Consider the following 15320-nt stretch of genomic DNA (forward strand, 5'->3'; position numbering starts at 1 on the left):
CCTCCAAAAAGGGCAGTACAATTTTCAAATTCAACATTGAAAATAAGTGAATTTGGAGAATCGGCAATATAGATTGCACCTCCAATATCTCCCAATGCATTATCATTTAAAAACCTGGAATTTTTAATTGTGGCATTTGCATCATTTTCACAAGATATTGCTCCTCCCATTAAATCAGCATAATTACCTGAGAAAGTGGAATCTTCAATGTTTAAGACTCCGCCGCTTGCCTGCAGTGCACCGCCTGATATTTCAGCATAGTTATTTGAAAATGAAGAATTGATGATGCTTATCTGAGCATTTCCTCCATAAATCACCCCACCTGAAGATGTAGCGTAATTGCTTGAAAATGAAGAATTATCAATGGTTAAAAGACCATCGCTAACATATATTACCCCTCCAGTTCCAGCATGATTCCTTGAAAATGAAGAGTTATTAATTTCTAAAAATCCGTTGTAAATGTAAATAGCGCTACCGCTGTCTGAAGAGCTCCCCACAAATGATGAGTTTTCAATATTAACATAAGTATTCTTTCCAGATGAATAAATGAAATTACTGGACGGATTTGTAAACAAGGAATTCTTAACTGTCAGATTTCCATAATTTTGAACTCCAAGGTTTACAAAGGTAATGTTGCATAGGGTTAGAGTAGATCCAACGCTCAACATCATACCCTTAGACTTGATAATGGTGTTTTGAGTGTTTTCACCTATGAAAGTAACATTATTGACATAGGAATACCTGTCCAAGTTATATTCACCGTTGGCAAAATGTAAAATTGTGTTATCCTGGAATTCATAGCCGGATAAATCCTTATAAGGATTATATTTTGAACCGTTGCCTGTACTGTTTTCAATACTTGCATCGAAATAAAAATCATTGCTTACGCTGTCAGTGTCATTAACAATGACATCTATATCTGTCTGGTTATCCTCAGCAAAACTTGCTGGAACAATAACAAGTGCAGATATCAATACCAACATTATAGCAAGAATTTTTAGTTTTGACAAAATATTAACCCCCATTATTACCAATTTATACAAAAAATTAGTAAAAAATGATATTAATATTAATTTATAGTTTTTATTACTATAAATACTCAATGGAGCTATATTTAAAAAAAAGTTATTTTAAAAAAAAAATAAAAAATAATTAATTAATGAAATTGAATTGCTCTTCATTAATCAACGGATAATTAATCAAATCGGTTGAATCCAAATCCTCCTTATTCAAGTCCACTGCTGAAATTTGGGAATTCATATAAGTGTTGTAATACAGAATTCCATCCTGAGTATTGTAACAGGAAGTGTAGATAGTATATTCATACAAATCGGGATCATCTATGAATGTACAGCCATTTTGCTGTTCAACTGATTTCAGGATATGGAAAAACTGACCTACACTGCTGGCTTCATCTGCATCGGAGTACGAATTTGCACGGGTAAATGCAACTTTTGCAAATCTTGAGGATGAAGACAAATCGCCTGGAAGTCCAATAGCACCCATTCCCCTTGAATATTCATCCAAATCAATATCTCCTCCAAAGGTATTTTCAGGATTCTTATTTGACAGATGCCTGTAATTGTTTAGGTAAAACAATTGCTTATCAAATGGAGGATTGTTTGTTAAAACACCTACCGGATTGTCATATACCCTAAGACCATCTGCCATCGGTTCAACGACAATCGCATCACCGTTATTATCTGAAATCATCCAGTGAAGAGGGGATAAAGGTAGCTCTTCAGCAAAGTTGATGTTTACCAAATTGATTTCAGCCAATAACTCTTTAGCTTCACTGACAGAATCTGCACATCCGAGTGTGTATGGGATTAATTCAAAAGGAGTTATATTCACCATACCCTCTTCAAATTCTCTGTAGACTGCATTTCCTGCAAAGTTCAATCCTGCCATTGCCAATCCTTTTTCATTGCATGCATCATAATACAATGGATAACCATCAATACCTGCCGCAATTCCTATTATTGCATAATGTGTTTTGATGTCATTTATTTTTCTGAATTTGAATTCATAGTTTCTTGGCGTAATTGTAACTCTTTCATTGTACGAGATTTCATAATCAAAGTTACGGCCAAAATAATGTTTATCGGTTATATAATTGCTTGCAGTACACATCGAATCACTTTATAAAAAATTTGAATAATTTAATGCTCTTGATTTGATATCGCCAAATGTATCATCAACGATTAGCTTACCGTCCTTAAATACTGTTTGAAGACAGTCTTCACCTTCATCATCAATTGAAACTGTTTTGAATGATTTTTCTTCCTTAATCAATTTGAATCTTCCGGTTTTTGATTTTTTACTGGAGTCCAATGGATTTTTAAATATGTCATGCCATTGTCCGTCCCTTAACTGAGCTGAACACTTGAAAGCATTCCTTTGGGTATCACGTGTAACGGAAGAGTGAAGTCCTCCGCCCATACCGAAGATAATGTTCTGGGCTGCCCATCCGCTTGATTTCATTGCAAACAAAATGTCCCTTATCTTCTGGTAATTTAAACCGTCTCCCCATAAAAGACCGATGTTCAAGTCGAATACCTTGTATCCCTTATCTGTCAAGTGGCTTCCGAAACCATCGGAGAGAAGATTAAGACAATCGATTGTTGTGGATACAGGCTCTCCGCTGTCCGGCCTGAAGACTATTTTATTTGTCTCGGAATCCAAGAAGTTTAAAATAGCCTCATTCAGTTCGCCGCCTGATCTTCCGGCTTCAGTCAGGAAGTTTCTGTAGTTATATGAATCGATAACGATTGAGAGAATTCCTTCCTTGGCCTTGTCAATGACATTTAGAATCTGGTCAATTTCGCCTTCAGGACCGAGTGAAGTCATTACGCTGTGTTCTGTGGCCTGGACTGAAAATCCGTATAGATTTGAATCGTTGTAATAGTTTTCAGGTATTGTTAATGCAGGAATTGTGTCGGTTCCTGAAAAGCTGAGCAGATGAGCTGAACCGCACAGCATTGATGATTCTGTTGATGTCGCCCCACGATATCCGAAATCGTGCAGCATGAAATCAAGGTTATCCTTAACTGAACCTGTGACCTCCAAATAGAAGTTTGCAAGTTTCCTTACTTCAGCGGAAAGTGTAGCGACAGTTGAAGGATACCAGACCTGCAATAACAATGACTCGAGATAGTTCGGCAGCCAGTATGATTTTTTATCAGTATTCTCAACAGTCATTAAAACATTGCTGACATCAACGGGAGTTCCCTCAGCTACTGCCTTGATCTCGATTGGCAGGTATCCGTCGTGTTCATCCAAAATATACTCCCAGCCTTCCCTGTTAAAGATGCCTTCACCAATGTGGGCAGCGATAAGGTTGTCTGCCTCATTGATTTTCTCTTCGGTTACTACTTGACCTTCCAAATACTTTTTTAATATATATTGCAGTCCGTAAAAGATAGTCTTGTTGAACTCAGCCCCTACCCTACTTTCAAGGTATGAATATATTTTTTCAGTGCCTTTTGGATAGAAATAGTGATGAGTTACCTTGTAACTATCAGTTAATAGACAAATGTTATTTTCTATCATATTATCAACTTTGTAACAATATTATTCTTCATCACTTAAATATATTGTGAAAAGCTGAATTTAAAAAAAGATTTGACGGGTGTCTGGTTTAAAAAAAAAGAAAAATAAGAAAAAAGATCTAGATGTAGCTAGTATCTTGTTTTCTAAAGTGTGCTTGTGGGTGGTCACATAATGGACATACTTCAGGAGCTTCTTTTCCATAATGGATGTATCCACAGTTGTTACATTTCCATGCGATTTCTTCGTCTTTTTTGAATACTTTGTCAGCTTTGATTTTGTCAGATAATGCATTGTATCTGTCTTCGTGTGCTTTTTCGGTAGCACCTGCTGCTTCAAATAAAGCTGCAATGTCGTCGAAACCTTCTTCTTTAGCGGTTTCAGCGAATTCTTTGTACATTTCGGTCCATTCGTGGTTTTCACCAGCTGCTGCGTCAGCAAGGTTGGTTAAAGTGTCAGGTACTTTTCCACCGTTTAATAATTTGAACCAGATTTTTGCATGTTCTTTTTCATTATCGGATGATTCTTGGAAAATTTCTTTGATTTCAACGTAACCATCTTTTTTAGCTTGAGATGCGTAAAATTCGTATTTTACACGTGCTTGAGATTCACCAGCGAGTGCTGCTTTTAAGTTTTCTTCAGTTTTTGTACCTTTTAAGTCTGCCATAATATCATCTCCGTAGATTAAAATTTAAAATTATGTTATATAAATATTTGGTAATGAGTTAGTAACTTTAAAAAAAAATAAAAAAAGAGAGCTTATTTGAAGTTAGTAGCTCTTTCTTCGAAATGTGCTTTTGGAAGTCCGCATACAGGACATTTTTCAGGTGCGTTAGGTCCTGAGAAAACAAATCCACAGTTTTCACATTTCCATTCGATTTCTTCGTCTTTGTTGAATACTTTGTCTGCTTCAACGTTTGCGAGTAAAGTTCTGTATCTTTCTTCGTGTTCTTTTTCGATTGCACCTACTTTTTCAAATAAGAAAGCAATCATTGGGAAGCCTTCTTCTTTAGCGGTTTCAGCGAATTCTTTGTACATTGCAGTCCATTCTTCGTTTTCACCGTCAGCTGCTGCGTTGAGGTTAGCTACTGTGTCTGGAATTTCTTCATCGTGTAAAAGTTTGAACCAGATTTTAGCGTGTTCTCTTTCGTTTTTAGAAGTTTCCATGAAAATATCGTGGATTTGGACATAGCCTTCTTCTTTTGCTTTTGCAGCAAAGTATTGGTATTTAGTATGTGCTTGGGACTCACCAGCAAAAGCTGCTTGTAAGTTTGCTTCAGTTTTTGTACCTTTTAAGTCAGTCATAATTAACATCTCCAATGATTTTATTATGATTATTATCCTTTAAAAATCTTATTATACAGTATATAAATATATTAAAAATTTAAAAAAAAGAAAAGGTAATGTTCATTAATATTCAATGAACAATAAACCTAAGGCCCTCTGTGAAAATAGTGTTATGAATGCGCCCACTACAAGTTGGGATATGATTATGCCTACGAATGGAATGTATCCGATAAGGGATGAGATAATTCCTGCAACAGCGATGATAATAAACTGAATTATCAAAAACAGAATGATTTTGCCAATTCCGATTTTTTTCACATCACCGTAGACCTCTCTAAAGCTTAATGCTTCTCCAAGGTCATTGGTATCTGCAAATTTGGCCAATGCAATAACTTCAAGAATTCCAAAAATAATGAAAAGGACTATTGCAACAATGGATACCAGACCCAATGCCGCAACTGCATGATCAATACTTGCCCCAATTACACCGAAAACTGCCATGAGAATTACAGAAACAATAACCGGAATAATCAGGTATACAATAGCAATTATCAAAGCATTAACGCCGTCATAAAGATTTGCCTTCAAGTCAATATCGGGAATTTCATCTGAAAGGGAAATTCCGTTTCTTATTACACTGACTCCATAACCTGCAAGCACTAATGAGAAAATAAAACCAATTATGCTTGCAATTCCATATACTGAAAAATTTTGCACTTTAAAACTCATTACAATACTTGACAATCCTGCAAGTAATGCAATAACACCAACAATTAGAAATTTTGTAATGTCAGAAAACGGATATTTGATTGCATCTGAAAAAATATCACCTAAACTCATCTTTTTCACCCTCAATATTTATAAAATTACACTATTACTTTTAAAATAATGATATATAAAAGATGTGTTTAGTTTAAAAAAAAGAAAAAAAGATAGATGAAAAAATCTATTCATCTAAACCAAAGGATTTTTTAAGCAAGTCTGCGTTTACGAATCCTTCTTTGTAAATTTTACCAGTGGTTAAGTCGTTGATGACAACTTCTGCAGGAGCGAACATTCCTTTATCGATTTGGTAGAAGTCAAATCCAGCTTCTTTAAATACATCGAAGAATGGTTTACCGTATCCGTCAGCAGCGGAAGATGGTAATTGAGCTGCAACATCTGCAATGTCATCTCCTTCTTCAGATTCTACATAGTAGTAGGTTCTTCCACCGAATAATACAGCGTCGTTGGTTTTACCCATAGCTTTAAGGCCATCTGGGTCAACAGGTGCGATTGGTGCAATACCTGCAGCGTGTTTTACTTTTGTTACATCGAATTTGATGAATTCTAACATTTTGTAAGTTCCGTTTTCAACAACTCTTCCGGAAATTTGGATAGATCCGACTAAAGAAGAAGTAGGAGCTACAAGCAAGTAGACATCTTTAACGTCGACATCACATTCATCAGCAATGTATTGTGCTACATCGTCACCAGGCAATACATCTGCTTCTAAAGTTAAGATTGCTAATTCAGCACCCTTGTCGTCATATCCTATTTCTTCATAGGTTTCTGCCGGTTTTAATGCAATAGCTCTAGCAGGACCAGAACCTAATGCAAAGAAGTCACCTACAGATACAGACCAACCTGCTTTTTGTGAACCTAAGGTTGAAATAGAAGGTGCGTCAGTTTTAATTTTTACTGAAGGAAGTGCGAATTTTTCAGATAAATCTCCAGGAATTGAAATTCCAACATCTGCAAGTCCACCAAGACAAACTTTAGTATAAAGTTCTCCTGCTTTGAAACTTCCATCTACATTAACACCACAGTCAATAACAGTAGCACCATTGTCTAAAGTTTCTACAGCGATGTTTAATTCATCTGCTTTTTCAATCATTACATCTACGGTTTTTTTAGCTTCTACGTTTACACTTACCATAGTTTAACCTCATATAAATTTAACTTATAAAACTAAGTTATTGAATAAAAATTTATTGTTATTATTATTTAAAAGTGTCTAAATGAATTTTAAAAAAAATACATTGAAAAACATGCCTAAAGAATATTTTCAAATTTCACCACAAAGGCACGGTCAGTTATTTTTGAAAGTGCATTGCGCCTGATTTCCAGACTAAATTCCTCATCACTTGCAATAGCTTTCAGTTCTTCCTGATTACTTTCCAAACCGATTTCATCCATGCGGATGTGGAATAGCATCTTTTCAAGTTTTCCTTCAGCCTCCATTCTCACAAAATAGTTGAAGTCATTGCGTGCCATGTCCTTTAATTCGTTAATGTCCTCGATTTCATTGACCTTGGAGAGTCTATCTTCCCACAGGTCCAAATCATCCAGGGTGGCCTGAGCAATTGAAGATATGTCATTGTCTGACGTTTGAATCAGCCTGCCTAATATTTGCTTATGTTCAATCTGCTTGATGTCCTCAAAAAGTGAATTCAATCTTTTTTGAGCTTCAAGGCTGTTAACATCCTCTCCAGATGCAATTTCATCCAGCAATTCCTTATCCATAATCTTTCCTGTGGCAATTATTCTTACGTCATCGTCACTGTCTTCCAGCGCCATTTCGTTTAATGCGAATTCCGCCGAAGCATCGCCTGAGAGAGGATTTCGAGATTTAAAATAGTTATGGAGCAATCTTTTTTCCCCAATATGTTCTAATGCAGAGATTCTTATGTTTTTTTCACTGCGGCTTTTTGCAACTTCAATGAGGTCATTTCGAATTTTCATTGCAGATACCGCTTTTAAACATATTTCCTCATTGTCTTCTGTCAATGCAATGTCCCTTAAAATCCCGTCAACATCACTAAACTGGGAGATTCTTTTAACCGCTTCAAGGCGTATCCCTGAATCCGGATGAGTTGAGAGATTCCTTAAAAAATCAGTGTCATCAACCCTGGAGATTGCTTTAGAGGTAATCTCATCATGCTGCAAATGATTTAAAATGTAATCTTCCAGGACATCCTGGTTTTCAATCTTGGATATGGCTTCAAAAAGGATTTCAGGGCTTGTTTTAGTGACAATCAATTCATCCAATATCTTTTGGTTAGTGAAGTGAGAGTTTCTTATTGCATCTGCACGAATCCTGTCGCTGGATTTGCTTAAAACAATATTTTCCAATATTTCAGCATCACTAATGAAAGCGGCTGCAACCTGACATGCATATTCATCAGTTCCATCATTTAAAATTTCTAAAAAATAATCATCAGATAAAAAATTGGTGTTTTGAGCTATTTGCGGCAATCTATGGTGAAGAGGCTTTCTCAAAATTATTTCAAGAAGTGATTCCTCATCCGGAATTTTATAAATTGCCATCACTCGATTGAACTCATCACCATCACGGATTATAATTTCGGATATTGTATCCAGATCAGTCAAATTGGGATTTTGAATGGCTTCAAGGCGAAGAAAATTATTTTCACTGTTAAGCGCAAAGTCAGCCAGAATAGCTTCATCAGTGATTTTGCGAAGCAGTAATTTTTTGATATCCTCATTTTCTATTGCAAAAACAGCTTTTGTCAATGATTCCTGATTGTCAAGATACGGGTTTTCACAAACGCTTTTAAGCACTATATCATTAGGATCATTGAATAAGATTTTATCCAAAAGTGAGCTCAAATCTTTTTTTAAAAGTAGGGATTCATCAGATATTCGATTAATCGATGCCAGACGCACATATGCGTCAGGGTGATTTAAGCAAATGTCTGATAAGAATTCTATATCATCAATATGTTCCATGGCTTTAATAGCTACAGCGGAAGTCAGTTCATCATTTACGATGTCTTTGAGGACATTTTCATCATTGATTTTTTCCACTGCAAGCCGACGAACCTGCCAGTCAATGTCATTTTTAGCCGTGTAAATGACTTCATCCTGATTGCTTGAATTTCTTACAGATTCAATTTTAGCATCTCTTGAAGTCATATTGACCTATTCAATATGTAATTGAGCCAGTCTATCCACAGCTGCTTTTTTCACATCAGCATCCTCATCATTTTGGATAATCTTAAGTAAAACATTGTCATTGTTTATTTTATTTAGTGCAGCTATCCTTACATGACTTCCAGGATTATTCAAAGCCAAATCAATTAATTGGTCTTCATCAAATCTTGTTTCAACTTTAATTTTTGCTTTTTTGCTGTCCTTTTCAAAATGCCAGTTGGAGTTTTCCAAAGTCAGAATGTCAAAAAGAGCTTCGCCTGAATCATAATCATAGTCTTCAGGCCTTGTCATGTGAATTTTATTTTCCAGACATTCAGATACGATTTCCTGACCGGACTCATTTCTTTTAATAGACATTTTTACTAAATCAGCTCGCCTTACATCATAATCCATGTTTTCACCTATTACTATAATATATAATCTTTTGAATTAAAAAAATTTTCTAATGTTTGTGAGGATTATCATAATCCGGAAGCAAAAGCTCGAAAAATCTTTCATCATACATGTCGAAATTTCGGGAGTCATCTGTTTTTGGAAGATCTCTTCTCATGACTGCCAGATTGAAGCCCATCCATTGCTTTATGTTTTCAACTGCATCAGGATTCAAGTCATCCTGACAATTATGTTTATAAAAACTAATTAAACTATTAATGTCACCTGCAATATTACCGTCCAAGTTTTTAACCTGTCTGAGCAAATCAGAAACATTTATTGAAGGGTCTTCTCCCTGGTCAATGACATTCCATATCAGAACGCATCTGCAGTTGTACAAAAGCATTTTTAAATCCTTTTTTGTAAAATCGGAATCGTTTCCGGATAGTTTTTTCCAGTTGTTGACGGCAATGCTTGTGTAGTGGTATTTGAGTTTTGCCATGTCAAATTCCTCAAGGCCTTCAAAAATGTTATTGTCCCAGTCAATGTATTTAATCGGACTTAAAAGCCATTCCCTTAAGTTGGGATTTCCTGAATAATGCAGCTTAAGTGCCTTTTTAATGTCCCAACCTACAATATCCAGATTATCGCCGGAATATTCAATCACATCACCTCTGTCTGAAAGGGTCAGATATTCCCGCAGATTATTTCTCCTATAAATGAATCTGACATCGTAATCGCTTTCGACATTGTCAAATCCCCATGCTCTTGAGCCGGATTCGCAGGCATACAATATTGTAATGTCATTTTCCTTTTCAAGGAATCTTAATTTATCGATTATATCAGTCTTCATAATGCTCAAAGTAAAAGTTAAAGTTAAAAAAAAAAGTTAAAAGATAAAGTGATTAAACTTTATCCAAAGCCTGGTCAACATCGATTAGAATGTCTTCGATATCCTCAATACCGACTGAGAACCTGATCAGGTCAGGAGTAACGCCGGTGGACAGCTGCTGCTCTTCAGTCAGTTGGGAATGTGTGGTTGATGCAGGGTGGGTTACCAATGATTTTGCATCACCGATGTTTGCTAAAAATGAAATCAGTTCAACGTTTTCAATGAATTTCAAAGCTCCGTCATAACCTGCCTTAAGACCGAATGAAACAATTCCTCCGTAACCTTTTTCAGCATATTTTTTAGCGACTTCATGGTTTGGAGAGCTTTCAAGACCTGAATAGGTTACCCAAGCCACTTTAGGGTGAGCTTCCAGATGCTCTGCCACTGCCATTGCATTTGAAGCGTGTCTTTCGATTCTTAAGCCTAATGTTTCAAGACCCTGCAGGAGCAGGAATGAATTGAACGGAGAAGGCACCGCTCCGGTATCCCTTCCGACAACTGTCCTGAGTCTTGTTGTAAATGCGGCTTCACCGAATGTTTCGGCAAATACCAATCCGTTATAGGTTTCATCAGGCTCTGAAAGTGTTGGGAACTTGCCGTTCATCCAGTCAAAGTCACCTTTCTCGATTACAATTCCTCCGAGAGTAGTACCGTGACCTCCGATATATTTGGTTGCGGATGAAGCGATAATGTCTGCTCCATGGTCAAAAGGCCTTACAGAACCGATACCGACAGTGTTGTCTGCAATGAGTGGAATGTCATGTGAATGTGCAATTTCAGCCAATCTGTCAAAGTCCGGAATGTCCAGTTTAGGGTTTCCGATTGATTCGACATAAATAGCTTTTGTCTTGTCATTGATAGCTTCTTCAAACAGTTCAGGAGATTGGGAGTCTACGAATGTTACAGTACGGCCCAATTCCTCCAGGGTATTTTCAAATAACTCATATGTTCCGCCATAGAGGTTATCTGCAGAAACGATATTGTCTCCAACCTGTGTGAGGTTAATGATTGCATAAAATATTGCCGCCATTCCTGAAGCGGTTGCATATGCTGCAGTTCCACCTTCAATTGCAGCCATTCTTTTTTCAAAAGCTTCAGTGGTCGGATTGTTTAATCTTGTATAGATGTTTCCCCCTTCCTTAAGTGCAAAACGGTTTGCAGCCTGTTCGGGTGAGTCAAATACATAAGATGTAGTTTGATAAATCGGTGTAACTCTTGATCCGGTCTCGTCTACTTCTTCCTGACCGGCATGAACACCAATTGTTGAGATATTCTTTTTGTTTTTAATTTCATACGCCATAATAATCACATTATAGATTTGTAAAATTTAATATTTATAGTTAAAAATAAATCTAAAAGCCAAATAAATCCTGTGCATCAAGCATCACATCTACAATGTGAACATTGAAAGGACATCTAGACTCACAGTCACCGCATGCAATGCATTCTGAAGCATTATATTTCAGGTTGTTATAGTGTTCCTGAACGCTGGCCGGAACCTCATCCTTATTTTTAGCCAGATCATACAACTTGTTAACCATTGCAATGTCTATTTCTGATGTGCACGGAGCACAATGGCCGCAGTATGTGCACTGACCTTCAAATGAGTGTTTTGGAGCATTTCTCAATACTTCTGAATAGTCCTTTTCTGCTTCTGTAGCATCGCAGTATTTCAATGATTCCATAAGCTCATCGACTGTTTTCACACCGACAAAAATGCTGTTTACCCCTTTCTGTTCAAGACAGTAGTGAATGCACTGAATCGGTGTCAGCGCCACGCCGAACGGTGAGGTCTCATCAGACAGGAGGTTTCCGCCGGCAAATCCTTTCATTACAGTCAATGCAGTTCCGTTTTCCTCACACAATTCATAGATTTCAGCCCTTTGAGGATTCAAACCGAAAAATGAGTCATCATATGCATCATCCTTTCTGTACTCTTCAATGTCAGTCATCGCACCGAACATGTCATATGCAGGATTGATGGAAAACATCAGAAGTTCAATTTCGGGATTTTGCGCTGCCAGAAGACCGATATCGGGATTGTGAGTGCTTAATCCGATATGAGCTATTGTTCCGTCCTCTTTCAGTTTGCGGACATATTCAATGAACGGCCCGTTCATTATTTCATCATAATCCTCAATCTGGTCAACATAATGGATCATTCCAAAATCAAGTGTGTCAATCTGGAATCTTTCCATGAAATCTTCAAATGCCGGAATTACCTTATCCATTTCACGGGTTCTTACATATTGTCCGTTCTGCCAGGTTGAACCTATATGGCCCTGAATCACCCAGTTTTCACGATTATCCTTAATTGCACGGCCCAAATGTGAACGTACATCCGGTTCGCTCATCCAGCAGTCAAAGAAGTTGATTCCGTTTTCTTCACAGGCCCTGATTAATTCTTCAGTGTCCTCGTAAGGCCTTTCGACTAAAAACTCAGCGCCGAATGCTATTTCTGAAACTTCTATTCCCGTGTTACCTAACTTTCTGTATTCCATAGTAATAATTTATATGAGGTATTACTTTAATATTATCAAATCCAATATATTATACAAGGTGAAATAATGAATATCGCAATACTCGGTGCAACCGGAAAATTTGGAAGACCGTTTACAGCTAAAATGCTTGCAAAACCTGATTATCATTTAACATTGCTTTCAAAATCTGCAGGCAACAGCTATGAAGACGGTTACAGAATTACTGCCAGAAATATTGATGCAACAAATATTAAAGACTTGAAAAAAGCATTGGAAGACCAGGATGTTGTATTTTGCGCTGTTTCAGGTACAGACCAGCCTGTAATAGCCAGAAATCTTGTTGAAATAAATCCTAAAAGAGTGATTTACATGACCGTTGTCGGAATCTACAACGAGCTTTCAGAAGACAACGGCGCCGAATATAATGTCGCAAACGAGCCGGAACAGATTCCAAACAGAAATGCCGTGGCACTCATTGAAAACAGCGATCTTGACTATACAATCCTGAGATGCGGCTATCTGATTTTCGGAAAAGAGGACGATTACGTAATAACCAGGAAGGGAGAGACTCCAAAAGGTTATGTTTCAACTTCAAAATCAGTTGAAAAGATTGCATTCGAAATAATTGAAAATCCTGAACTCTATTCACGTGAAAGCATCAGCATTACAAGAGACATGAGTTAAATGTATACAAAAGAATTCATTTTAGACGAAGTTAATCAAATCCGAGATGAAATCGGGCATGAAAAGGTGGAAATCTTCATTGAAGATATATACCTCAAGAACAATGAGCTGTGGATTATAACAGAAGACCGTCCCGACAAGTCCGCAATAATCGGAAAAGGGGGATGGGTTGTCGGCAAGCTTAGGGAAAAGCTGGGCCTTGACAGCATCCATGTTGAAAGCTACGGCGATTTTTTAAATAAGGAGTATAAGCTGAAGCTATCCAAAAAGACCGTACATAACCTCAATTCTGATTTGATTGGTTTAAAAAATCTGGAAAAAACAATTGATGCAAAAATAGACAATATCTATAGCTTTAACTTTGACAGTTACTTTAGTGAAAATGAATTTGATGAATCTCCCAATACCGAAGCGGTTGTTGCACTTTCAGGTGGTGTTGACAGCAGTTTCTCTTTAATTTTAGCCAAAAAGTTAGGCTTTAACCCTATTGCCGTTACGGTTGACCCAGGAACAATTATTTTGCCGAAACAATTCAAGGACAATATCAGGACAGTTACTGAAAAGCTAAAAATCGACCATGAGTATATTGAAACAGACTACTCTGAAATTATAGCCGAATCATTTACAGGAAAGCTTCACCCCTGCGGAAGATGTTCCAAAAATACCGGCGAGCTTGTAAAGCAATATGCAAAAGATAACAAAATACCTATAATTATCTTCGGTGATATGCTTGCAACCGGCAGCCAATGCATAAATCTGCAGGACGATTCATTATATCGACTGAACCTTCCAGCAAGTTTAAGCGTTGGCAAACAGGAGATAAAATCATTAATCAGAAACTATAATTTAAAGGAGTTTAAAGGATTCGGATGTCCGCTGCTTTATGAGGTTCACAGAAAATTCCCATATCAGAAAAAGTTTTCAATCCAGAGAATATTAAGGGAAACCCGTTCGGGAGCACTTGAACCCGGCGAGGCGCTTGACCTGATATGGAGTTTTTACAAAACCAAACAGTAACCATAAATATTAATAATAAAAAATGAAAGTAATATTATGATGCGAAAAATATGTCCGAGATGCGGTTCCCACAATGTAAAATGGATCATACCCCAAAACTGGTCACAATGGATATGTTACGACTGTGACTATACCGGACCGATCATAGAAGGAAACCAGGAACTGGCAGATGAGATTCATGAAAGCTATCTGGAATCTCAAAAAGAAGAATAAAAAACTCATTTTAACTTTTTTATCAAAAGAAGTTAATGATTAAGCACTTGAGATAAAGTAGGAGCTGAGCTTTACTTATTGAATTCATTGAGGAACAATTTAATAAGTTTCCTACAATATCTCTCGTGTCAATCATGCTTCAGTAACTTATAAATTACATCCACAATAATAGTTTGTTCGTATAAGTATATAAAGTTTAGGTATACCTAAAACAAAATTCAGTGAAAAAAATAAAATTTGAATATTATTCTAGAGAATTAATAATTTCCTTAACAGGACTTTCTTCATAGTCAAGTGCTTCATTTCCATCAGGGTATGAAAATGAAATTACATAAGACTCATTGTTTAATCTAAACAGATAATATTCATATGACATGTTCTCAAAAACGAAATTTTGCTGGTCAATATCCACATTGCTTTCATTATCCCTGAACTTGAGTTCATCTATGAATTTAAAACCCAACTCCTCATGATTCTTTTTGATTGCATCAGAATCCAGAAGGTCATTCACCATGATGGATATGGAATAGCCGCTGCCATTTTCCAAATAACTTGCATTAGCATAGCTTTCATTCAAGGAAAATGAGTCAGGAATGTCAAAGCCGTGACCCGCAATGTGGGCATCATGCGCTGATGCAACAGAAATTCCGCATGACACTATCAGCAGAAAAATCAAAAAACAAATTTTATTGTCAAATCTCATATAATCCCTCAAGATATACTATCTAAAAGGAATTATTTAAATTTTAGAGTCTGTAAAATTTTATAGGCTTCTTTCAAATTTTATTTTTTTACACTTGAAATTTCACTTCGATGTAAATTCGTTCTAATTTTTCTTTAATTTCAAATTAAACAATTAAAAAATAGTAAATTACTTAAATAAGTGAGGA

At 36.5% G+C, this 15320-nt stretch carries 15 protein-coding genes and 1 pseudogene; 3 read left to right on the forward strand and 13 right to left on the reverse strand.

Annotated elements, in window-relative coordinates; genetic code table 11:
* The 12 genes and pseudogenes from ACKI30_RS02805 to ACKI30_RS02860 form a co-directional block, all read right to left on the reverse strand.
* A pseudogene (locus tag ACKI30_RS02805) lies at positions 1 to 1010 on the reverse strand (hypothetical protein); the annotation flags it as partial.
* 142 nt (positions 1011 to 1152) lie between these two features.
* Positions 1153 to 2133, reverse strand: coding sequence for a choloylglycine hydrolase (gene bsh, locus ACKI30_RS02810; RefSeq protein ID WP_407409713.1), 981 nt, complete (start codon positions 2131 to 2133; stop codon positions 1153 to 1155).
* 9 nt (positions 2134 to 2142) lie between these two features.
* A complete protein-coding gene (locus ACKI30_RS02815) occupies positions 2143 to 3552 on the reverse strand; it encodes a nicotinate phosphoribosyltransferase (protein WP_407409715.1) in 1410 nt (469 codons plus the stop codon).
* A 118-nt stretch (positions 3553 to 3670) separates the two neighbouring features.
* Positions 3671 to 4216, reverse strand: a complete 546-nt coding sequence (gene rbr / locus ACKI30_RS02820; protein ID WP_292742162.1) for a rubrerythrin — start codon at positions 4214 to 4216, stop codon at positions 3671 to 3673.
* Between the two features lie 92 nt (positions 4217 to 4308).
* Positions 4309 to 4854 carry a rubrerythrin gene (gene rbr / locus ACKI30_RS02825; protein ID WP_295163019.1) on the reverse strand — a complete coding sequence of 182 codons (546 nt, stop codon included), beginning with the start codon at positions 4852 to 4854 and terminating at the stop codon, positions 4309 to 4311.
* A 105-nt stretch (positions 4855 to 4959) separates the two neighbouring features.
* The gene (locus ACKI30_RS02830; protein WP_407409718.1) at positions 4960 to 5676 is read right to left on the reverse strand and encodes a DUF4013 domain-containing protein; all 717 of its coding nucleotides are present in this window, start codon (positions 5674 to 5676) and stop codon (positions 4960 to 4962) included.
* Positions 5677 to 5782: 106 nt separating this feature from the next.
* The gene (gene mch, locus ACKI30_RS02835; protein ID WP_330008470.1) at positions 5783 to 6754 is read right to left on the reverse strand and encodes a methenyltetrahydromethanopterin cyclohydrolase; all 972 of its coding nucleotides are present in this window, start codon (positions 6752 to 6754) and stop codon (positions 5783 to 5785) included.
* A 116-nt stretch (positions 6755 to 6870) separates the two neighbouring features.
* Positions 6871 to 8754, reverse strand: a complete 1884-nt coding sequence (locus ACKI30_RS02840) for a hypothetical protein (protein ID WP_407409720.1) — start codon at positions 8752 to 8754, stop codon at positions 6871 to 6873.
* Between the two features lie 6 nt (positions 8755 to 8760).
* Positions 8761 to 9165: a hypothetical protein gene (locus tag ACKI30_RS02845; RefSeq protein WP_407409722.1), complete on the reverse strand. Its 405-nt coding sequence runs from the start codon at positions 9163 to 9165 to the stop codon at positions 8761 to 8763.
* A 49-nt stretch (positions 9166 to 9214) separates the two neighbouring features.
* Positions 9215 to 9997: a DNA polymerase beta superfamily protein gene (locus tag ACKI30_RS02850; RefSeq protein WP_407409724.1), complete on the reverse strand. Its 783-nt coding sequence runs from the start codon at positions 9995 to 9997 to the stop codon at positions 9215 to 9217.
* A gap of 52 nt (positions 9998 to 10049) precedes the next feature.
* Positions 10050 to 11336 (reverse strand): O-acetylhomoserine aminocarboxypropyltransferase/cysteine synthase family protein, encoded by a 1287-nt coding sequence (locus tag ACKI30_RS02855; RefSeq protein WP_292742387.1) that lies wholly within the window; start codon positions 11334 to 11336, stop codon positions 10050 to 10052.
* A gap of 52 nt (positions 11337 to 11388) precedes the next feature.
* Positions 11389 to 12537, reverse strand: coding sequence for an aldo/keto reductase (locus ACKI30_RS02860; RefSeq protein ID WP_407409727.1), 1149 nt, complete (start codon positions 12535 to 12537; stop codon positions 11389 to 11391).
* Between the two features lie 66 nt (positions 12538 to 12603).
* On the opposite strand from ACKI30_RS02860, the gene ACKI30_RS02865 reads away from it, so the two are divergent.
* Genes ACKI30_RS02865 through ACKI30_RS02875 form a run of 3 tightly spaced genes read left to right on the forward strand, consistent with a single transcriptional unit; the run spans position 12604 to position 14430 of the window.
* Positions 12604 to 13200, forward strand: coding sequence for an NAD(P)H-binding protein (locus ACKI30_RS02865; RefSeq protein WP_407409729.1), 597 nt, complete (start codon positions 12604 to 12606; stop codon positions 13198 to 13200).
* Complete coding sequence (locus ACKI30_RS02870; protein WP_407409731.1) at positions 13201 to 14217, forward strand: 7-cyano-7-deazaguanine synthase; 1017 nt, start codon at positions 13201 to 13203, stop codon at positions 14215 to 14217.
* 36 nt (positions 14218 to 14253) lie between these two features.
* Positions 14254 to 14430, forward strand: a complete 177-nt coding sequence (locus ACKI30_RS02875; protein ID WP_407409733.1) for a hypothetical protein — start codon at positions 14254 to 14256, stop codon at positions 14428 to 14430.
* Positions 14431 to 14674: 244 nt separating this feature from the next.
* Here the strand turns inward: ACKI30_RS02875 and ACKI30_RS02880 are convergent, their stop codons facing one another.
* Positions 14675 to 15133 carry a hypothetical protein gene (locus ACKI30_RS02880; protein ID WP_407409735.1) on the reverse strand — a complete coding sequence of 153 codons (459 nt, stop codon included), beginning with the start codon at positions 15131 to 15133 and terminating at the stop codon, positions 14675 to 14677.
* Positions 15134 to 15320 lie beyond the last annotated feature (187 nt).

It is taken from the genome of Methanobrevibacter sp. (assembly GCF_045539575.1).
GTDB lineage: Archaea > Methanobacteriota > Methanobacteria > Methanobacteriales > Methanobacteriaceae > Methanocatella.

Coding starts and splice junctions, on each gene's coding strand:
- bsh (WP_407409713.1), bottom strand. CDS start 2,133: ATGTGTACTGCAAGCAATTATATAACCGATAAACATTATTTTGGCCGT.
- ACKI30_RS02815 (WP_407409715.1), bottom strand. CDS start 3,552: ATGATAGAAAATAACATTTGTCTATTAACTGATAGTTACAAGGTAACT.
- rbr (WP_292742162.1), bottom strand. CDS start 4,216: ATGGCAGACTTAAAAGGTACAAAAACTGAAGAAAACTTAAAAGCAGCA.
- rbr (WP_295163019.1), bottom strand. CDS start 4,854: ATGACTGACTTAAAAGGTACAAAAACTGAAGCAAACTTACAAGCAGCT.
- ACKI30_RS02830 (WP_407409718.1), bottom strand. CDS start 5,676: ATGAGTTTAGGTGATATTTTTTCAGATGCAATCAAATATCCGTTTTCT.
- mch (WP_330008470.1), bottom strand. CDS start 6,754: ATGGTAAGTGTAAACGTAGAAGCTAAAAAAACCGTAGATGTAATGATT.
- ACKI30_RS02840 (WP_407409720.1), bottom strand. CDS start 8,754: ATGACTTCAAGAGATGCTAAAATTGAATCTGTAAGAAATTCAAGCAAT.
- ACKI30_RS02845 (WP_407409722.1), bottom strand. CDS start 9,165: ATGGATTATGATGTAAGGCGAGCTGATTTAGTAAAAATGTCTATTAAA.
- ACKI30_RS02850 (WP_407409724.1), bottom strand. CDS start 9,997: ATGAAGACTGATATAATCGATAAATTAAGATTCCTTGAAAAGGAAAAT.
- ACKI30_RS02855 (WP_292742387.1), bottom strand. CDS start 11,336: ATGGCGTATGAAATTAAAAACAAAAAGAATATCTCAACAATTGGTGTT.
- ACKI30_RS02860 (WP_407409727.1), bottom strand. CDS start 12,537: ATGGAATACAGAAAGTTAGGTAACACGGGAATAGAAGTTTCAGAAATA.
- ACKI30_RS02865 (WP_407409729.1), top strand. CDS start 12,604: ATGAATATCGCAATACTCGGTGCAACCGGAAAATTTGGAAGACCGTTT.
- ACKI30_RS02870 (WP_407409731.1), top strand. CDS start 13,201: ATGTATACAAAAGAATTCATTTTAGACGAAGTTAATCAAATCCGAGAT.
- ACKI30_RS02875 (WP_407409733.1), top strand. CDS start 14,254: ATGATGCGAAAAATATGTCCGAGATGCGGTTCCCACAATGTAAAATGG.
- ACKI30_RS02880 (WP_407409735.1), bottom strand. CDS start 15,133: ATGAGATTTGACAATAAAATTTGTTTTTTGATTTTTCTGCTGATAGTG.